Annotated in this window: 22 protein-coding genes; 10 read left to right on the top strand and 12 right to left on the bottom strand. The window is 45.1% G+C overall.

Going from position 1 to position 17,729, the window contains the following annotated elements:
- Positions 1-206 precede the first annotated feature (206 nt).
- A complete protein-coding gene (locus L1D60_RS10295) occupies positions 207-1,460 on the top strand; it encodes a DUF2066 domain-containing protein (RefSeq protein WP_239841016.1) in 1,254 nt (417 codons plus the stop codon).
- Positions 1,461-1,611: 151 nt separating this feature from the next.
- On the opposite strand, the gene L1D60_RS10290 is transcribed toward L1D60_RS10295, so the two are convergent.
- The 4 genes from L1D60_RS10290 to L1D60_RS10275 form a co-directional block, all read right to left on the bottom strand.
- Positions 1,612-2,049, bottom strand: a complete 438-nt coding sequence (locus L1D60_RS10290) for a DUF2069 domain-containing protein (RefSeq protein WP_239841289.1) — start codon at positions 2,047-2,049, stop codon at positions 1,612-1,614.
- Positions 2,049-2,639, bottom strand: a complete 591-nt coding sequence (gene wrbA, locus L1D60_RS10285; RefSeq protein WP_239841015.1) for an NAD(P)H:quinone oxidoreductase — start codon at positions 2,637-2,639, stop codon at positions 2,049-2,051. Before wrbA ends, L1D60_RS10290 begins: the two co-directional genes overlap by 1 nt.
- A gap of 6 nt (positions 2,640-2,645) precedes the next feature.
- The gene (gene arsC / locus L1D60_RS10280) at positions 2,646-2,996 is read right to left on the bottom strand and encodes an arsenate reductase (glutaredoxin) (protein ID WP_239841014.1); all 351 of its coding nucleotides are present in this window, start codon (positions 2,994-2,996) and stop codon (positions 2,646-2,648) included.
- An 88-nt stretch (positions 2,997-3,084) separates the two neighbouring features.
- The gene (locus tag L1D60_RS10275; protein WP_239841288.1) at positions 3,085-4,539 is read right to left on the bottom strand and encodes a M48 family metallopeptidase; all 1,455 of its coding nucleotides are present in this window, start codon (positions 4,537-4,539) and stop codon (positions 3,085-3,087) included.
- Positions 4,540-4,717: 178 nt separating this feature from the next.
- On the opposite strand from L1D60_RS10275, the gene L1D60_RS10270 reads away from it, so the two are divergent.
- Together L1D60_RS10270 and L1D60_RS10265 are read left to right on the top strand one after the other, a co-directional pair.
- Positions 4,718-4,957: a sulfurtransferase TusA family protein gene (locus L1D60_RS10270; protein WP_239841013.1), complete on the top strand. Its 240-nt coding sequence runs from the start codon at positions 4,718-4,720 to the stop codon at positions 4,955-4,957.
- The gene (locus L1D60_RS10265; protein WP_239841012.1) at positions 4,950-6,026 is read left to right on the top strand and encodes an AI-2E family transporter; all 1,077 of its coding nucleotides are present in this window, start codon (positions 4,950-4,952) and stop codon (positions 6,024-6,026) included. Before L1D60_RS10270 ends, L1D60_RS10265 begins: the two co-directional genes overlap by 8 nt.
- A 79-nt stretch (positions 6,027-6,105) precedes the next feature.
- On the opposite strand, the gene bcp is transcribed toward L1D60_RS10265, so the two are convergent.
- Both bcp and L1D60_RS10255 read right to left on the bottom strand, forming a co-directional pair.
- Positions 6,106-6,576, bottom strand: a complete 471-nt coding sequence (gene bcp, locus L1D60_RS10260; protein ID WP_239841011.1) for a thioredoxin-dependent thiol peroxidase — start codon at positions 6,574-6,576, stop codon at positions 6,106-6,108.
- Between the two features lie 12 nt (positions 6,577-6,588).
- Positions 6,589-7,131: a glycine cleavage system protein R gene (locus tag L1D60_RS10255; RefSeq protein ID WP_032551739.1), complete on the bottom strand. Its 543-nt coding sequence runs from the start codon at positions 7,129-7,131 to the stop codon at positions 6,589-6,591.
- A 351-nt stretch (positions 7,132-7,482) separates the two neighbouring features.
- Here L1D60_RS10255 and dapA point away from each other — a divergent pair, with 351 nt between their 5' ends.
- Both dapA and bamC read left to right on the top strand, forming a co-directional pair.
- A complete protein-coding gene (gene dapA, locus L1D60_RS10250; protein WP_152469140.1) occupies positions 7,483-8,361 on the top strand; it encodes a 4-hydroxy-tetrahydrodipicolinate synthase in 879 nt (292 codons plus the stop codon).
- A 47-nt stretch (positions 8,362-8,408) separates the two neighbouring features.
- A complete protein-coding gene (gene bamC, locus L1D60_RS10245; protein WP_239841010.1) occupies positions 8,409-9,446 on the top strand; it encodes an outer membrane protein assembly factor BamC in 1,038 nt (345 codons plus the stop codon).
- Positions 9,447-9,562: 116 nt separating this feature from the next.
- On the opposite strand, the gene L1D60_RS10240 is transcribed toward bamC, so the two are convergent.
- The 4 genes from L1D60_RS10240 to L1D60_RS10225 form a co-directional block, all read right to left on the bottom strand.
- Positions 9,563-9,754 (bottom strand): DUF2897 family protein, encoded by a 192-nt coding sequence (locus tag L1D60_RS10240; RefSeq protein WP_150869099.1) that lies wholly within the window; start codon positions 9,752-9,754, stop codon positions 9,563-9,565.
- A gap of 8 nt (positions 9,755-9,762) precedes the next feature.
- Positions 9,763-10,437, bottom strand: a complete 675-nt coding sequence (locus L1D60_RS10235) for a M15 family metallopeptidase (protein ID WP_239841009.1) — start codon at positions 10,435-10,437, stop codon at positions 9,763-9,765.
- A gap of 42 nt (positions 10,438-10,479) precedes the next feature.
- On the bottom strand, positions 10,480-11,619 hold the full coding sequence (dapE, locus tag L1D60_RS10230) for a succinyl-diaminopimelate desuccinylase (RefSeq protein ID WP_239841008.1): 1,140 nt from the start codon (positions 11,617-11,619) through the stop codon (positions 10,480-10,482).
- A 113-nt stretch (positions 11,620-11,732) separates the two neighbouring features.
- Positions 11,733-12,080 (bottom strand): ArsC family reductase, encoded by a 348-nt coding sequence (locus tag L1D60_RS10225; RefSeq protein ID WP_239841007.1) that lies wholly within the window; start codon positions 12,078-12,080, stop codon positions 11,733-11,735.
- Positions 12,081-12,285: 205 nt separating this feature from the next.
- Between L1D60_RS10225 and L1D60_RS10220 the strand changes: the two genes are divergently transcribed.
- Positions 12,286-12,573, top strand: coding sequence for a helix-turn-helix domain-containing protein (locus L1D60_RS10220; RefSeq protein ID WP_032551746.1), 288 nt, complete (start codon positions 12,286-12,288; stop codon positions 12,571-12,573).
- A 45-nt stretch (positions 12,574-12,618) separates the two neighbouring features.
- On the opposite strand, the gene L1D60_RS10215 is transcribed toward L1D60_RS10220, so the two are convergent.
- The gene (locus L1D60_RS10215) at positions 12,619-12,951 is read right to left on the bottom strand and encodes a DUF4156 domain-containing protein (protein WP_239841006.1); all 333 of its coding nucleotides are present in this window, start codon (positions 12,949-12,951) and stop codon (positions 12,619-12,621) included.
- A gap of 10 nt (positions 12,952-12,961) precedes the next feature.
- Positions 12,962-13,303 (bottom strand): DUF2956 domain-containing protein, encoded by a 342-nt coding sequence (locus tag L1D60_RS10210; protein ID WP_239841005.1) that lies wholly within the window; start codon positions 13,301-13,303, stop codon positions 12,962-12,964.
- A gap of 108 nt (positions 13,304-13,411) precedes the next feature.
- On the opposite strand from L1D60_RS10210, the gene L1D60_RS10205 reads away from it, so the two are divergent.
- The 4 genes from L1D60_RS10205 to L1D60_RS10190 all read left to right on the top strand — a co-directional run.
- The gene (locus L1D60_RS10205) at positions 13,412-13,873 is read left to right on the top strand and encodes a DUF2919 domain-containing protein (RefSeq protein WP_239841004.1); all 462 of its coding nucleotides are present in this window, start codon (positions 13,412-13,414) and stop codon (positions 13,871-13,873) included.
- Between the two features lie 65 nt (positions 13,874-13,938).
- The gene (locus tag L1D60_RS10200) at positions 13,939-14,862 is read left to right on the top strand and encodes a Dyp-type peroxidase (RefSeq protein WP_239841003.1); all 924 of its coding nucleotides are present in this window, start codon (positions 13,939-13,941) and stop codon (positions 14,860-14,862) included.
- Between the two features lie 138 nt (positions 14,863-15,000).
- Entirely contained in the window at positions 15,001-16,134 is a 1,134-nt protein-coding gene (locus L1D60_RS10195; RefSeq protein WP_239841002.1) for a flagellin, read from the top strand.
- Positions 16,135-16,602: 468 nt separating this feature from the next.
- Positions 16,603-17,729: flagellin (locus tag L1D60_RS10190; RefSeq protein WP_239841001.1), on the top strand; the 1,127-nt coding region annotated here is incomplete at its 3' end.

Below are 17,729 nucleotides of genomic sequence, written 5' to 3'. Positions count from 1 at the left end.
ATCGATTGCTATATAGGTTGAGTCAAATTAATCGTTCATTTGTTGAAAATATGTGCGTTATTACCTAAGTTGTCGTCATTTTTTCTTGGTAGCTATTTATCACCCCAATAAATCTCGGTTATTCAACCTAGTATCTACCATCTTCCTTGCCCACTTACCCATAGTTGCTTATCATCAGGGCACAAGATTTTAAGACTAGGATCGATATGCGTTATTTAGCATTGTTGATGGGACTACTGGCTGCGCCGAGTTATGCATTGACTCAGGTGGACATTTTTAGTGCCGAAGTGGCTATCAACTCAGAACAGAAAGAGCCTGAAAGAGCGGCAAGAAATGAAGGCATGCAGCAAGTATTAGTGCGTGCGACCGGTCAGACAGACGTTGCCACGAATGAGACTGTTCAAAAGGCGATGCGTCAAAGCGCTCAATACCTATCTCAAATGAGTTTTGGTGAGACGAGTGAGCAGACGACACTACGCATGCGCTTCAATGGTGCTCAGATTCGTAACCTGTTAACTCAGGCACAGTTGCCATATTGGCCAGACACGCGCTCAAACGTGTTGGTGTGGTTGGTTGAAGAACAAAACTACGATAAGAACATCGTTTGGGAACATTCGAATTCAGCATTAGCGACGGGTATTCAACAAAACGCGAAAATGCGTGGCTTACCAATTACTCTGCCGGTTGGAGACTTTGATGACATCACAGGTATTGCGACGTCTGATCTATGGGGCGGTTTTGTTGCACCGATCAGCCAAGCGAGTCAGCGTTATCCAGTAGATGCGGTATTAGTTGTACGCGCTCAGCCGTCAGGTCTGCGTTGGACGCTTTATGATCAACAGCCTAACCAACTGACCAGTTCACCAAAATCGCCGGTTACGGGTTCTATCTCTGATAGTGGCGCATCTGCGTCTCAGTCGTTAGTGAACGAAATCAGCAATTACTATGCGGCGAAAAGTGCAGTAACGGTCGCGAGTGAGTCTTCGGAGTCTATTCTTGCGCAGTTCATTAGTTTGGATAACGCACAGGACTTCTTCCAGTTGGAGAACGCACTGAAAGCACTAAACTCAGTAGCGAGCCTGGATATCCTTAAGATCCAGAATCATGAAGTTACGTTCAGAATCCATCTGCTATCAACTCAAGATGAGTTTGAAAAAGAAGTCGAAAGCCTACGCTCAGTCGCTAAGGTTGAAGCTTCTTACTTAGAGCCAGAAAAAACGCCGGAATTTGAAGCACAAGACAACACTCTCTCTGTCGGTGAAGCCGAACCACAAGCAGAGAGTGCTCCACAAGTGGTGACGCCAAGCAACTTATCTGCCGAAGTGAAAGCGCCAACCACAGAGTCGACAACGGATGCCGCTCAAGAGGTAACGGAAGAAGCTGAGAGCAGTCAAGTTATTGAGATGGCTCGTGCACCGGAACCGGTTAAGCCAAGCTTAGTTTATGAGTGGATTCGATAATCGAGTTTAAAAATGAAGAAAGCCCTGCGAGTGTGCAGGGCTTTTTTGTAGCTATTGAGCAACCAATTTCGATAGAGCTATCTACTTGTGAGTATCTCAGAATCTGAGTTACTAAATATCTAAGTAACTATGTCATTGGTCAACGTAGCAACTACTGTTCAAACTTGGCTTTCTCTTTCTTTTCGACTTCAGAGAGACGTTTTAGCTTAATGCCGAGTTCTCTTGCTCGGAAACGGGCGAACAGAATATTGCCCGCAAAACCTAAGGTCGTCAGCAGAAGCTCAACTGCAGCGAGCATGCGCTCCCCACCATCGACATACAAAATCGTTAATGCATGTAGAAAGTAGAGCATTAAAATAAAGTTAGCCCACGCATGAGTGTATGGCTTAGCCGCCATAATCCCCGGGAGTGGCAACAGTAGTGGCACCGCCCATACAATCGCTAGCGTTACATTGTCTAAATGAGGGTGTGGTGAAAGGGTCATCTGCCATGCCACAACCCAGCCTAAAAGCAATAAGTTACCCACTAAAGCAAAGTAACGAAAGAGCTTAGTCTTGGGAGACATCGCTTTCTCAGACATATACATAATCAAGATATTCCTTTCTGGTTTATCGCAGTGCGTGCTAGGCGCTTTCCTAGATTTTGTGCCAGTTCAATTTCTTCTTTGCTTAATGAGCTGTGCTCACCTGTGCTGCTTGCTCCGTAGGGTGTGCCGCCCGTTTGAGTCGTATGCAGAGCCGGTTCAGAGTAGGGGATGCCCATAACAAGCATGCCATGATGAAGCAGAGGTAGCATCATGGTTTGCAGAGTGGTTTCTTGGCCACCATGCAAAGAGGAAGAAGAGGTAAAGACACAAGCGGGTTTATCGATGAGATCACCATTAACCCACAAAGGGGTCGTGCTATCCCAGAAGTGCTTCATTGCTCCAGCCATATTGCCAAACCATACGGGGCTACCTAAAGCCAAGCCATCACACTTCTTTAAATCCTCAAGGCTAGCACAAGGATCGCTCATATCATCGAAATCCCGCGGATTAGAGTCATTGGTATGGATCTCTTGCACGGTTCTGAGCACGGCTTCACATCCGGAGATTGACTCAACGCCACGAGCGATTTGTCGAGCCAATCCGAGTGTGTTGCCGTGGCGACTGTAATATAAGACCAGTATTGAAACGCTCATAAAGCCTTATAGAATCTCTAGTACTTGCTCTGGTGGACGACCAATCTTGGCACGGTTATTTGCCACAACAACAGGTCGTTCGAAAAGCTTTGGATTATCCGCCATTGCCGCAAACAACTGTTCGTCGGTTACGGCGCTGTCACCTAGATTCGCTTCTTTGTAGTCGGCTTCTTTGGTACGCATCATTTCACGAACGGCTTCAAAGCCCAGTTGAGAAAATAGAACCTTCAATTGCTCAACAGACAACGGTGTCTCTAAGTATTTAATGATTTCTGGTTGAACCCCATTCTCTTCAAGAATCGCGAGAGTTTGGCGGCTCTTTGAGCAGCGAGGGTTATGATAAATTACGACAGACATGTTTCTTCCTCGGTATAGTTTTATTTATATCTTGTGAGAGCGGCAGAGTAGCGCGCCCTCACTGGTTGAGTCTTGTTTTAATCAACCGCTATTGTAGTGCTAAGAAGCGTTCACGTTGAATCATTAATTGGTCAATACGTGCGTCGTAACGAGCTTGTTTTAGACTTCCTAGCTCAGCGATTTGACTGGCTTGAGTGTAGTATTGAATGGCTTTATTCCAGTTCGCTTGCAGTGCCAAGATTTCCGCTCGCGCCGCTAGATCTTCATCACTATTGCCAAGGTCGATGTTTGCTTTCGACAATAGGTGCCAACCGTTGGTGTCATTTGGGTTGTCGTGAGTGTAGCGTTGCAGCACTCTGATCGCTTCCTGTTGCTCTTGGTTCTCAAGTAGCGCATTAGCATAATTGATTGTTAGCACTGAGTTATTTGGTTGACGTACTAATGCCGCTTTCAGCTCTTTGATCGCTTTTTGTGGTTTTTTCTGTTCGATGTGCAGATCCGAGATCGCATCGAGATAGAAAAGGTTAGTCGGATCATTGGTGATGAGCTTATTTAGAATCGGTTCTGCTTTGTCGAGCTTCTTCGTGTCTAAGTACACCAAGGCTTGTCCGTATTCTAACGACGGTATCAAAGACTTTGGCGCTTTCTTCATCTTACGCTCGAACCAGTCTAAAGCTGCATCCCCATCAATACCTGCGTAACGTGCCACAATACGCGCTCTTGCTAAATGGTAATCAAGCGATGGCGCGAGCTTGAGTGGTGGGTAGCTACGAGCTCGTGCGCGAGAGTCGGTAATACGATCTTCTGGTAATGGGTGAGTCAGCAGCATTGGTGGTGGTGTGCTTGCATAGCGGTATTCATCTGCAAGACGGCCAAAGAAGCGCGGCATTGCATTCACATCAAAGCCAGCTTTCGCCATCGTGTTGATGCCAAAACGATCGGCTTCTTTTTCGTTGCTACGCGTGTAGTTGATTTGGCTTTGCATGTTTCCAGCTGTTGTTGCTGTCAGAGCGGCGATACCTGCTTCTGGAGCTGCGATAGCTAATAGTACCGATGCGGCAATCGCAGCAATGGTGGCTGGAGAGCGTCGAGCTTGGTCTTCCATGCTACGAGCTAAGTGGCGTTGAGTTACGTGTGCAATCTCGTGAGCAAGAACCGACGCCAGTTCACTTTCGGATTGAGCATGAAGGAACAAGCCCGAGTGCAAAGCTACATAGCCTCCAAAGAAGGCAAATGCATTGATGTTTCTGTCGCGAATCATGAAAAAGTTAAACGGCGTTTTTACGTCGTTTGCATTGGCGACGAGTCGGTGACCTAGGCTATCGATGTACTGGTTGAGTACAGGGTCATTAACGACAGGCTGACTGCTACGAATGATGCGCATGTAGGCATCACCATAGATCAACTCTTGGTCTATGGTCAGGGTACCCCCGGCAGCCGTTCCTATGTCGGGCAGATCCAAGCTATTGGCTTGAGCCATTAATGGGGTGCCGAGTGTTGTAGCGATGCATAAGCAAGCTATTGAGCGAGCGCGTTTAAACATATAGTCAGTAATACTCCGTTTCTTCTGACAGTAAGACAAGGACAACACGAAATGGTTCTTTATCTGATCTCACCTTTGTTTAAGTACGTGCGTTAAACTAAAGGTTGGGGAATGAAAGATGGCACGTTTTCAAAAACAGATTACAATACGACCCTTATAATAAGCATCGAGCTAGATAATGAAACCAAATATTCTAGATTTACGCCAAGAGCGCTGCCCAATGGCGTTATTATTAGCCAAGCGTCACAGTGTTAAGTTAGAAAATGGTCAGTCCTTATTGATCTATATTGCTGATCAGAGCTCAATGACCGATATTGTAAGCTTTTTATCCAAGCAAGCCTTTACTGTTGAAGTAGAAGCTTGTTCTGGTCATCACCAAATCCAAGTTACAAAAAAGGAATTGCAATCAAATGCTTGAAATGATGAATCGTTGGTATAAACGACGTTTTTCTGATCCACATGCAGTTAGTTTGGTGGCCATCATTTTATTTGGTTTTATTACCATCTATTTTTTCGGTCATTTGATCGCGCCGTTGCTGGTAGCGATTGTTCTTGCCTACCTTCTTGAGTGGCCAGTGACTCAACTCCAACGACTCGGTCTTCCAAGAACCCCTGCAGTGATGTTGGTTATCTTGATGTTTTTCAGTGTCATGTTGATTGCTCTATTTGGCTTGGTGCCAACTATCTGGAATCAAGTCGGAAACTTGCTCAATGATATCCCGAATATGTACATTGGGTTGCAAAATTTCATCTCAACCATTCCTGAGCGCTACCCTGAGTTAGCGAATCTACAGATTGTCGAGTCGGTGATGTCGAATGCCAAAAACAAGGTGTTGGGCATGGGTGAAAGTGTGGTTAAAGGCTCTCTGGCATCATTGGTGAGCATTGCAACGCTAGCGGTGTACCTTATCTTGGTGCCGCTACTGATCTTCTTCTTACTGAAAGATAAAGAAGAGATGATCCGAATGGCAAGTGGGTTACTACCAAAAAATCGCCGTTTGGCAACCAAAGTATGGGTCGAGATGAACCAACAGATCTCAAACTATATTCGCGGTAAAGTGCTTGAGATCTTGATTGTGGGCGGCGTGAGTTATGTAACGTTTGCTATTCTCGATCTTCGATACTCGGCACTGCTTGCGGTTGCTGTCGGCTTCTCAGTGTTGATTCCATATATCGGTGCAGCCGCTGTGACGGTACCTGTTGCCATAGTGGGCTTATTCCAATGGGGATTAGCGCCACCATTCTACTGGCTACTATTGGCTTACGGTATTATCCAAGCCCTTGATGGTAATGTGCTAGTACCGGTGCTGTTCTCTGAGGCGGTAAACCTGCACCCAGTGGCCATCATTGTAGCTGTGTTAGTCTTTGGTGGGCTTTGGGGTTTTTGGGGCGTATTCTTTGCCATCCCACTGGCGACACTCGTGAAAGCAGTATGGAATGCACTACCAAGCCATGCGCTTGATGATGATCCTGAAATAGCCGAATAAATCAGTAAATAAACAAAGGCCGAATATTTATGATATTCGGCCTTTGTGTTTATACAACTTTAGGTAATCAGAAAAACGCTTAGTCTTGCTGATTAAAGTAATCTAGAACCACTTCGTGGTGTGTTTTTGTCTTGAACTTATTGAATACGTGTTCAATTACACCTTCTTCGTTAATCAAAAAGCTGATGCGGTGCAGGCCATCGTAAACCTTACCCATGAACTTCTTCTCGCCCCACACACCAAACTGTTCAGCAACTGCGTGGTCTTCATCTGAAAGCAGAGAGAAGTTCAGTGATTTTTTAGTAATGAAATTCGGTAGGCGTTTTACTGGGTCAATGCTGACACCAAGCACTACAACGTTGAGTGCGTCTAGTTCTGCTTTGATGTCGCGCAGGCCTTCTGCTTGCACAATACAACCTGGAGTCATAGCTTTAGGGTAGAAGTAGAAAAGGACTTTCTTGCCTTTGAAATCATCAAGCGAAACGATGTTGCCATCTTGATCCGGAAGAGAGAATGCAGGTGCTGGAGTGCCAGCTGTCAGCGTATTCATGACATTTCCTTTTTAAAGACTGTTTTTGATAAAGTTGAGCGAGCCTTGGACTGATAGGCTCTGACACAGCGCGTTAAATTCTTCTTGTAGCTGCATCAGGTTACATTCTGATTGAACAGAAGCGGTAATGGAGATATGGAACTGATCGTTGTCGAGCTGCACCTTGGATTTATTGATAGTCTGGGCGCTGAGCGAGTCCAAACCTATCTCACGATCGGCAAAAAATTGAGTGAACTTTTCTGTGAGCCCGAGCCTGTCGTCAGACTCTATAAATACTTCTAGGGTATAGGAGTTTTCAATATGGTCATGTGGAGACGTTCGCTTCATGATAGTAATCAGGTCATGTTCCTGACCAAGCAAGGGTAAAGTTGTTTCCACTCGAGTAATATTGTTGGCTTTGCCTGATAACAGCATGATGAGAGTGAACTCTTCACCAAACATCGCAATGCGACTGTCAATAATATTACAGCCTGATTGGGTGACTAACTGAACCACTTGGTTACAGATACCCGGGCGATCTGTGCCCACTGCAGTGATTACTAGATGTTGAGTCATAAAATCACGTCTCTTTATATTCCATTGATTAGAGCATGTTAGCACAGATACAGACATTAACGAGTGAAGGGCGGGGTGTTTTTATGAGCCATTTAGCCTTAAATGGACAATCAATAAGCAGGAAGCATTGATAAACGTTCACCACTAACCGAGCGCTGACAAGCTATGTGTTAAATCGGTTAAATTGAGTGTGAGCAAATCATTTCTAGCATTGAACCTGCTTATAAGTCGTGTGACCTCTAACATACGACAATATTTCATCCAGTTGTGGCCGCTAAGCGACTTTAATCGCTTGTGTTTATTAATCGGCTTACAGTAACATGCAAAAAGAACAAATTAAGGGAGATAGACATGTTTTCAGGAAGTATCGTTGCGCTGGTTACACCATTCAATTCTGACGGTGAAGTGGATTTCGAAAGCCTTAAAAAATTGGTCGAGCACCACATTGCTGCTGGTAGTGATGGTCTTGTAGCCGTAGGCACTACGGGTGAATCTTCTACACTGACTATTGAAGAGCATGTCAAAGTCGTTACTAAGATGGTTGAGTTTGCAGATGGCCGCATTCCTGTAATTGCTGGTACTGGCGCGAACGCGACACACGAGTCGGTACTGTTTAGCCGTCTATTAAATGGCTCTGGTATTGCGGGTTGTCTAAGTGTGACACCTTACTACAACAAACCAACTCAAGAAGGTTTGTACCAGCACTATAAAGCGATTGCTGAAGTGAGCGACGTTCCTCAAATTCTATACAACGTACCTGGCCGTACTGCCGTTGACCTGTTGCCAGAAACCGTTGCTCGCCTTTCAAAGATTGAAAATATCGTTGCACTTAAAGATGCGACGGGTGATCTAGACAGAATTGCAATTCATCGTGAACTTTGTGGCGAAGATTTTATCTTACTAAGTGGTGATGACCTTACTGGCCTCGAATTCGTTAAACGTGGCGGTGATGGTGTTATCTCAGTAACGAATAATGTTGCAGCAGCGGACATGGCGACCATGTTTAAGCTAGCGAAAGAGGGCAAATTTGAAGAGGCAGAGATCATTAACGAGCGTTTAATGCCACTTCACAAACATTTGTTCATTGAATCTAATCCAATTCCAGTAAAATGGGCGGTTCATAAAATGGGCTTGATCGCTGAAGGCAGTCTTCGACTACCACTGACAGAGTTGTCAGAGCCAGCTCAGCCTATCGTTGCTCAAGCAATGACAGAAGCGTGTATTTACTAAATGTTTGAAATAGTGCCGGAGCTTGTCTTCGGCATTTAGGAGTATAAATGAAGTATTCTCACCAGCTAGTGATCGGCTCACTGGCTGTTTTCGTTCTTACAGCATGCTCTGGTAGCGCGACTCAACGTCGTCAAGCCAAAGATGACTTCGAATACTTAGAAACCCCAGAGCTGACTCAATGGCAGCTTCCAGAGGATGCAACGCCTCAGTTCTACCCAAACTACGATATTCCTAAAGGGGAGTTTGCTGGTGGCACTGGTCGTGACGTTGATATTCGTCCACCACAGCAGGTGTTGGAGCTTATTCCAGGTGCGCGAGCAGAGCGTCAGAACGGCGAAGTCACCCTGTGGTTATTGCGTGCTGAAGAAGCCGATCGTGTATGGCAAACAGCTGTTGATATGCTAGCAGAGCGTAACATTGGTGTTCGTGAGCAGTCTGATAAAGAGATCGAGACCGATTGGGTGACTTGGGTTTCTGAAGACGAAGAAGTAGAGATCGGCAGCCGTTATACAATCTCTCGCTTTGAAGCGAACAATCGCCACGGCTTTAAGATTAATTTGATTGATTGGCGTGAAGGCTCTGAAGAGAAGCCAGTTTCCGCGACTAACAAAGAGCGTTATAACGCCTTTATGACCAACTTGGTGATGGCGAAGTATGACGAGAACTTGCGTGCTGAAGCGGCATTGAAAGCGCAAGAGCTGGTTAAGAAGATCCCAATCTCAATGGGCTCAGACCGCAGTGGATTCCCTGTGATCATCGCTCGTACACCTTACAACGTGTTGTGGCAGCGTCTACCTAAGCTTCTTCCTCAAATGGGCTTTGAGCTAGAGGAGCGTAACCAGTCGCAAGGTACGGTGAAAGCGAAATACGCCTCTCCAGATGATGAATTCTGGGATGAGATTGGTCTTAAGCCGATCGACCTAAGCCCGGGTACATATACCTTCCTATTTGGTGACTTGGGTAACCGTACCTCTATCAACGTGACTGACGCTTCGGGTAAGCCTGTAGAAGAAGAGCTATTGAAATCAATGGTCCCTATCTTGGCGCATGTGGCTGACCAAACCAAAGAAGCTCAAGAGAAGTAACCGTTTAGACGCTACTGTCTCAATAAAATGAGTTTAAAAAAGAGGACGTTAAGTCCTCTTTTTTGTGTCTGTTATTTAAAGTAGTGATTGCTCGGAAAACTCGTGGTCACTCGCCGTTACTTGTCATCGAGATTTTCGCGGTTCAGTTTGTCTAAACGATTGAGCTTATCGAGATCACTCTCTTTTTTCAGTTTATCTGCCTTGCCGACATTCATGTTAGCCGTGTATTTGAGCGCCGCAATGTTACCGACGACAACACTGACCACGATGAAAATGATGACCCAAGGGTTGGTTAGCCATTCAAGCATAGAAGCTCCTAGTTACCGATATTCGTTATGAAACGATCATAGATGGAATTAAGTTGCTCCATAACGAGCTCATACCCTAATATTGGCTCAGACTGGAGTTGATTGCCAAGCAGAGCCGGCGATAACTGTGATAGACAAAGCTCTGCAGTTTGCTTGTGGCTAATATGCCACGGCTCGACGGCAACGCCCCCTAGGTCTTTGCTATACGGGAAGAAGAAACCAAACTCCTCAGCGCTACCTTTGAGCCATTGATAGAAGGCATGTTGATGGCCTTCGAAATATTCCCAAGGCTCTAATTGCAGCTGGGTGTCTGCAGGAAGATGGTTGCGAGCGAAAACATCAAAATCTGTTCCCCAATGGTGGCGACTGGCACCGGGTAGGGCAGACCAGCGTAAAATCGCCCACAGCTTCTCAGTATCGGTCAACTGAGTAGGGTCTAATGGTTGGCTATCACTGTCTAAAATAGTGGTTTCACCCGCGTATTTTCGATTCCAGATCAACGACTGACGCTGATAGCTTCGAAAACCACTGGCGATCTCCATTTTGTAACCCGCTTGCTCGGCGGCGGCGATTAAGTTGTGAAGATCTTGGGCGACCTCATGATGTACAAGAAAGGTTTTACTTCCAATTAATGTCTCAGTTAAATGAGACTCTACTTGTCCGGTTAACTCTTTTGGTGTCATGAGATTGCCCAACTTTTTCGATGTCTTTTCGGTCTTTAAAGACTATGAGTTTGCTAGTAGGTTCACCAGTGTACGTTGGTACATGTCAGTCAGCTTCTCTAGATCTGCGACTTTCACACACTCGTTCACTTTATGAATTGTTGCATTCACTGGACCCAGCTCCACAACCTGTCCACCCATGCGTGCAATGAAGCGACCGTCAGATGTACCACCCGTGGTTAACAGCGCTGGTTTCACATCGTTTACGTGGTCAACGGCATCAACGATGGCATCGAGAAGAGCACCAGTATCTGTCAGGAACGGGTCGCCATTGAATGTCCACTTCAGGTCGTAGTCAAAGTCGTACTTGTCTAGAGTGCTAGTGATGCGCTCAACGATGATATCGTTGCTCAGCTCAGTACTAAAGCGAAGGTTAAACTGAACATTGAATTCGCCAGGAATAACGTTTGATGCACCTGTGCCTGCGCTTACGTTTGGAATTTGGAAGCTAGTTGGTGGGAAGTAATCATTACCTTTGTCCCACTCCGTTGTTGCAAGCTCATGGATCGCAAGCAGAGAGCTATGTACAGGGTTATTCGCTAGGTGTGGGTAGGCAACATGGCCTTGTGTCCCTTTTACTGTAAGATCGCCTGTGATTGAGCCTCGGCGACCATTCTTCACAACATCACCAACGAACTCTGTACTTGACGGTTCACCTACGATACACATATCGATATTCTCGCCACGAGCCATTAGCGTTTCGACCACGCGCACAGTACCATTGATAAACGGTCCCTCTTCATCCGAGGTGATCAAAAAGCCGATAGAACCTTTGTGATCTGGGTTGTCTGCGATGAACTGTTCAACCGCAACAATCATCGAAGCCAGTGAACCTTTCATGTCTGCAGCGCCACGACCGTGAAGGTAACCATCAATAATCGTTGGCTCAAATGGTGGTGTATCCCAAAGCTCCGCAGGGCCAGAAGGTACAACATCTGTATGGCCAGCGAATGCGAACAGTGGTGCTTCTGTGCCACGGCGAGCCCAAAAGTTGGTGGTGTCTTCGAAAACCATCACCTCGATTTCAAAGCCAAGTGCTTTGAGGCGGTTTATCATTACGTCTTGGCAGCCAGCGTCTTCCGGCGTTACTGATTGTCGGCTAATGAGATCTTTTGCCAGAGCCAAAGTTGGGCTGTCTGTCATCCTTGAATTCCTTGTTCTACTTATCGTTTGTTTTTTGAGAAACGTGGCATTTCAGTCGCCACGTTTCTGAATTCATACTTGCGTGATGCAAATAGTGTTTAGTGCGATTGGGGTTAAGCAAAAATAGCGGAATATTGATCAGCTTTGAAGCCAATATGCAGCTTATCTTCGACTTTTAGGATTGGTCGCTTGATCATTGCAGGCTGTTCAACCAAAAGAGCGATGGCATTTTCTTCATTTAGACCGTCTTTTTGTTCTTGGGTTAGTTGACGGAAAGTGGTGCCGCGCTTGTTAAGAACTTGCTCCCAGCCTAGCTCTTCGCAGAAGCTACGTACTAGCGCTTCATTCACACCTTGTTTGCGGTAATCGTGAAATTCGAAGCCGATCTCTTCAGCTTGTAGCCATTTCTTTGCTTTTTTAATTGTGTCGCAGTTCGGGATACCAAACATTGTGATAGTCATTATTCTTCCTTTTGGTGATCTTCTTTCATTGTTATGAGTGGAATCCTATCAGGAACTCGGAATTCAGACAAAACAGAGTGAGGAATATTTCAAAGAACGAAAAAAAACGGTAAGAAAATGTCACGAATGGAGACTTATTGATCAACCTCAACATGTCGGATGAGAAAAAAGAAATAATTAACTGGCACAGATATAGGAGGTGTCAATGGAGTTGAGTCCTGTTTTTGCAAGGCGGCTATATTTAGCGTTACTCGTCGAAAGCCTTGAAAGGCCGAATGTGCCTAAACTCATCGAAAAAACGGGTTGGCCTCGTCGTACTATTCAAGATGTACTCAAGGCGTTACCGGGGATCGGTATCGAACTCATGTTTATTCAAGATGGGCGACGTCATAATGATGGTTACTATCAGTTATCTGATTGGGGACCATTCGATAGTCAATGGGTTCTGGAACGTAAAAGTGATATAGCGTCCAGTCTTGGATTTAGTGCATAAGCCAGCGAAAGCTGGCTTTTTCTTTTTTGCTGATAAGGTGCGTTGCTATGGGCAGTCGTAGCCAGTACCCAATAACGTCACTGATGTCACGAAGTCTTGGGGCAATGTGAACAAAACAGTATTGGCGTCTATCGCAATGGCATTGGATTTGAGTTCATTGATGGCGCCTTGAACCAGCGTATCGTTGGGGAAAAACAGATAGCTATACCAATGGCCTTCACTTCCTGTGATCACCCCTTTGTATGTGCAATCGCTGATATCAAGTATGCCGTGGTAATCCATTTTAACTTGGTCTGCTTGTTTGTGAGGGAGCTTGGTCGGAGTCGTACACCCTACAAGCATTCCCATAATCAGCAGTCCTAACCATTTAAGTTTCATTATTGCGATCTCACGTTTGAGTTATATAGGCAATGAATCCAATCCAGCTTACGACTAATAACATCCAAGGCAGCATATTGGATTTATTGTCTTGCGTTTGAGTTGTCTCTACAGCTTCGTGCACTTCAATTTCAGCGGCTTGTTGTTTGACTTTTTGCTGCTTTTTCTTTGCTTTGTCAGCCTGGCGGTTACGCTCTTTTTGTTGTTTCTTATATTGTGCGATGCCTTTTTCAATCCCTTGAGCGATCAGTTTGGTTTGCTCTTTGGTTTGTCCGGGCTTTTGAGTCGCCTTAGCGATTTTGATTGCTTCTTGTTGAGATTCAACCGAAGGTGTTTGGGTCTTCTTTTTCATGTTGAGATAATCGTTAATACCAATATGTAGATAAGATAACGTAAACCTAGTTAAGTATGAATGATTTGCGTTAAAGTGTCTGTTTTCTAATAAGCTGAAGTGGGATCTGTGCGGTATTCTTTAGAACAATATGATAAACATGGCTTTCTTAAAGCACCGATTTTGCTGTGGCTTGGTTGGTTGTTTTTAGCCAAAGCCCTAGTCGTATTTGTCGTGGCTGGTGCCAGTCGAGAGTCTGGAGCTAAAATCCTAGAGATCGTTTATCCCGATCATCAAATGTTTTATGTGGGGATTGCTCTGAGCGTGCCGAGCGTTCTATTGATGTGGCTATTTGGTCTGAGATCGCCAGAACGACCGTATATCAATACCATTGTCTCATGGGGACGATGGGTTACTTTTTTTGCAGTATTAAGTCAGTTTGCCCATACCGTCTATCTTGTCTATCTCGATCATGGTGTGTTTCATTGGCTACATGGCGTCACACTGATGCTGTTGTTGTGGTTTTTAATCTATCTCATTAAAAGCAATACTGTCCGAGATTGTTTTATCGCCGTTGAAGCTGAAGACTGACAATAATCAAAAATAATTAATACAATCATATTTATACTAGAAGCTAAAAATGAAAGGATCGAACTATGCTTAACTCTTCAAATGAGCAGCCTCAAGCGCAAGGTGCTATTTTACCTGAAGCTGGGCCTTTCGCTCTGTATGTGCAGCTAAAAGTCGTAAACAATGCACCACAAGTATTAGAACAATTGAAGCAGCTTCCTGCTTTGGTTGCAGAATTGAATGAAACACAGCCTGAGTCTAATTTGACTCTTTCACTAGCATTCTCGAAGACATTCTGGGACAAATTTGAACAAGCCGCACCAGCCGATTTGATCGCTTTCCCAGCACTTGGTGAAGGAGAAGTCACTGCACCAAGTACAGATTCAGATGTTCTGCTTCACTGCCATTCAAACCGTCATGATTTGCATTTCTATGTGATTCGTAAATTATTGGAGCAGGTTTCAGAAGACGTTGAAGTAGTGGATGAGACTTACGGTTACCGCTATTTGGATTCTCGTGACATGACAGACTTCGTCGATGGCACTGAAAACCCGAAAGACGCACAGCGTGCTGAAGTTGCGTTGATTCCTGAAGGAGAATTTGCGGGTGGCAGCTACGTTATGGTTCAGCGTTTTATCCATAACTTACCAGCTTGGAATCGCTTGAATGTGAAAGCGCAAGAAAAAGTAGTGGGTCGTACTAAGCCTGATTCTATCGAGCTAGACGACGTTCCTGCAGCTTCACACGTAGGCCGCGTAGACATCAAAGAAGAAGGTAAAGGGCTGAAGATTGTTCGTCACAGCTTACCTTATGGCAGCGCCACGGGTGATCACGGTTTGTTATTTATTGCTTACTGTAATGTTCGCCATAACTTCGATGCAATGCTTGAGAGCATGTATGGCGTGACCGATGGCAAGACAGACCAACTATTGCGTTTTACCCGTGCAGTGACTGGCGCTTACTACTTTGCACCATCACAACAAATGTTGGCTGAGTTATCGATTAAGTAGCGATAGCCACTTAGAGGCAACCACATTGAAAACAAAAAGAGGCGTTATGCCTCTTTTTTTGATTAAAGAGTTGGCAAAGTTGGTCGATATAGAAGCAACGATTGACTTTATTACCTCCCAACGGATAAGCGAACATCTATGGCTATTACGGTAAATACCAATGTTTCAGCGCTGGTGGCACAGAGAAACCTCTCTAATGCTAGTAACATGCTGAATCAATCCTTGGAGCGACTAGCTTCAGGTAACCGTATTAATAGTGCTAAGGATGATGCTGCCGGCCTACAAATCTCGAATCGACTTGAAGCGCAAATGAGCGGTATTGATGTTGCGGTTAGAAACGCTAACGACGGCATCTCGATAATGCAAACCGCAGAAGGTGCGATGAATGAGACCACCAATATCATGCAGCGCATGCGTGACCTTTCTTTGCAGTCAGCGAATGGTTCGAACAGCAAGTCGGAACGAATTGCTATCCAGGAAGAGATCACGGCTCTTAATGATGAGTTAAACCGAATAGCCGAGACCACCTCGTTCGGTGGCAAGAAGCTATTGAACGGTAGTTTTGGTAATACGGCTTTCCAAATTGGTGGTAGTTCTGGTGAAGCGGTGCAAGTCGGCTTAAAGAGTATGCGAACAGACGGCATTGATATGGGCGGTTTTAGCTATGTCGCCAATGGCATGGCTGATAAGAGTTGGGCGGTAAGCTCGGGCAATACTGAGTTCAATATGTCGTTTACCGATCGCTTTGGTCAATCCCAATCCATCTCAATTAATGCGAAAGCGGGCGATGATATTGAACAGCTTGCGACTTATATCAACGGCCAAACAGATCAAGTTTCTGCATCCGTTAATGAAGATGGGCAGTTGCAGATCTATATGGCTGGTGAACAAACGTCAGGAACGATCGCCTTTTCAGGTGGTCTCGCAGATGAGCTCTCCATGTCATCAGGACGCTATGAATCGGTCAATGATATCGATGTGACGTCGGCGGGTGGTGCGCAGCGTGCTGTTTCAATCTTAGATACTGCGATGAAGTACGTAGACAGTCATCGCTCAGAGCTGGGTGCGATGCAGAACCGATTTGATCATGCCATTAATAATCTACAAAACGTGCATGAGAACCTGGCAACCTCGAACAGTCGTATTAAAGATACCGACTATGCTAAAGAGACTACCCAGATGATCAAACAACAAATCTTGCAGCAGGTAAGTACATCTATCCTAGCTCAAGCCAAACAGGCGCCTAATTTGGCGTTAACTCTGCTGGGGTAAATTGCCACGCCTTTCGGCAGCACTTCTAGCAACTTTAGTGTTTTTTTCCTCTTTTTTCTTATATTTACTCCTCTAGTCACGTTTTTTCACCCAACCTAATTTATTTCTGATTTTTCTCATTTTTTCTCTAAAGGTTTCAGATTTAGCGCCGTTATTAAAAGTAACTTTGAGAGAACTACTTGGTTTTCCGAGACGTCGGAAACCGCAACACCGGAAAATCAATTGGAGAAATCACCATGGCAGTGAATGTAAATACCAACGTTTCAGCGATGACTGCGCAACGTTACCTAAACANAAGAGACAGATGTGTTTGTTTTAATTCGATTTATTAATTTAATTATTTTTTTTTGAAGTTTTTTCTAAAGCTCTAGAAATTCGCGCCGTTATTAAAAGTAACTTTGAGAGAACTACTTGGTTTTCCGAGACGTCGGAAACCGCAACACCGGAAAATCAATTGGAGAAATCACCATGGCAGTGAATGTAAATACCAACGTTTCAGCGATGACTGCGCAACGTTACCTAAACAACGCAAACAGCGCTCAACAGACTTCTATGGAGCGTCTAGCTTCWGGCTCTAAAATCAACAGCGCWAAAGATGACGCTGCGGGCCTACAAATCTCTAACCGTTTGAACGTACAAAGCCGCGGCCTAGACGTAGCAGTACGTAACGCGAACGACGGTATCTCGATTGCACAAACTGCTGAAGGTGCAATGAACGAGACAACAAACATCCTGCAACGTATGCGTGACCTTTCTCTACAATCTGCAAACGGTTCAAACTCTAAGTCTGAGCGYGTMGCGATTCAAGAAGAAGTAACAGCACTGAACGACGAACTAAACCGTATCGCAGAAACAACCTCTTTTGGTGGTAACAAGCTTCTGAACGGTACACACGGTACWAAGTCTTTCCAAATCGGTGCGGACAACGGCGAAGCGGTAATGCTTGAGCTGAAAGAYATGCGTTCTGACAACGCTCAAATGGGTGGTAAGAGCTACCAAACTGAGAGTGCAAAAGACAAGAAYTGGAACGTTCAAGCTGGCTCTAACGACCTGAAAATGACGTTCACAGATAACTTTGGTCAAGCGCAAGAAATCGACATCAACGCTAAAGCWGGCGATGACATCGAAGAGCTAGCGACTTACATCAAYGGTCAACAAGACTCTGTAAAAGCGTCTGTAACKGAAGAYGGCAAGCTACAAATGTTCGCAGGTAACAACAAAGTAGACGGCAACGTAGACTTCTCTGGTGGCCTAGCGGGTGARCTTGGTATCCAAGGCGGTAAAGAAGTAACGGTTGATACTATCGACGTAACATCAGTAGGTGGCGCACAAGAATCTGTTGCTATCATCGATGCTGCACTGAAGTACGTAGATAGCCACCGTGCAGAGCTGGGTGCATTCCAGAACCGCTTCGACCACGCTATCAACAACTTAGATAACATCAACGAAAACGTGAATGCATCTAAGAGCCGTATTAAAGACACAGACTTCGCGAAAGAAACGACGCAAATGACTAAGTCGCAAATTCTTTCTCAAGCGTCTAGCTCGATTCTTGCTCAAGCGAAGCAAGCACCGAACTCAGCACTTAGCCTACT

Source organism: Vibrio sp. Isolate30 (assembly GCF_022397975.1).
Taxonomy (GTDB): domain Bacteria; phylum Pseudomonadota; class Gammaproteobacteria; order Enterobacterales; family Vibrionaceae; genus Vibrio; species Vibrio fortis.
The sequence above is the reverse complement of the archived record's forward strand: the minus strand, read 5'-3'. Positions and strand labels throughout refer to the sequence as shown.

Coding starts and splice junctions, on each gene's coding strand:
- wrbA (WP_239841015.1), bottom strand. CDS start 2,639: ATGAGCGTTTCAATACTGGTCTTATATTACAGTCGCCACGGCAACACA.
- bamC (WP_239841010.1), top strand. CDS start 8,409: ATGAAGTATTCTCACCAGCTAGTGATCGGCTCACTGGCTGTTTTCGTT.
- L1D60_RS10235 (WP_239841009.1), bottom strand. CDS start 10,437: ATGACACCAAAAGAGTTAACCGGACAAGTAGAGTCTCATTTAACTGAG.
- L1D60_RS10210 (WP_239841005.1), bottom strand. CDS start 13,303: ATGAAAAAGAAGACCCAAACACCTTCGGTTGAATCTCAACAAGAAGCA.
- L1D60_RS10195 (WP_239841002.1), top strand. CDS start 15,001: ATGGCTATTACGGTAAATACCAATGTTTCAGCGCTGGTGGCACAGAGA.
- L1D60_RS10255 (WP_032551739.1), bottom strand. CDS start 7,131: ATGACTCAACATCTAGTAATCACTGCAGTGGGCACAGATCGCCCGGGT.
- L1D60_RS10265 (WP_239841012.1), top strand. CDS start 4,950: ATGCTTGAAATGATGAATCGTTGGTATAAACGACGTTTTTCTGATCCA.
- L1D60_RS10200 (WP_239841003.1), top strand. CDS start 13,939: ATGCTTAACTCTTCAAATGAGCAGCCTCAAGCGCAAGGTGCTATTTTA.
- L1D60_RS10275 (WP_239841288.1), bottom strand. CDS start 4,539: ATGTTTAAACGCGCTCGCTCAATAGCTTGCTTATGCATCGCTACAACA.
- dapE (WP_239841008.1), bottom strand. CDS start 11,619: ATGACAGACAGCCCAACTTTGGCTCTGGCAAAAGATCTCATTAGCCGA.
- L1D60_RS10295 (WP_239841016.1), top strand. CDS start 207: ATGCGTTATTTAGCATTGTTGATGGGACTACTGGCTGCGCCGAGTTAT.
- L1D60_RS10225 (WP_239841007.1), bottom strand. CDS start 12,080: ATGACTATCACAATGTTTGGTATCCCGAACTGCGACACAATTAAAAAA.
- arsC (WP_239841014.1), bottom strand. CDS start 2,996: ATGTCTGTCGTAATTTATCATAACCCTCGCTGCTCAAAGAGCCGCCAA.
- dapA (WP_152469140.1), top strand. CDS start 7,483: ATGTTTTCAGGAAGTATCGTTGCGCTGGTTACACCATTCAATTCTGAC.
- bcp (WP_239841011.1), bottom strand. CDS start 6,576: ATGAATACGCTGACAGCTGGCACTCCAGCACCTGCATTCTCTCTTCCG.
- L1D60_RS10240 (WP_150869099.1), bottom strand. CDS start 9,754: ATGCTTGAATGGCTAACCAACCCTTGGGTCATCATTTTCATCGTGGTC.
- L1D60_RS10220 (WP_032551746.1), top strand. CDS start 12,286: ATGGAGTTGAGTCCTGTTTTTGCAAGGCGGCTATATTTAGCGTTACTC.
- L1D60_RS10215 (WP_239841006.1), bottom strand. CDS start 12,951: ATGAAACTTAAATGGTTAGGACTGCTGATTATGGGAATGCTTGTAGGG.
- L1D60_RS10270 (WP_239841013.1), top strand. CDS start 4,718: ATGAAACCAAATATTCTAGATTTACGCCAAGAGCGCTGCCCAATGGCG.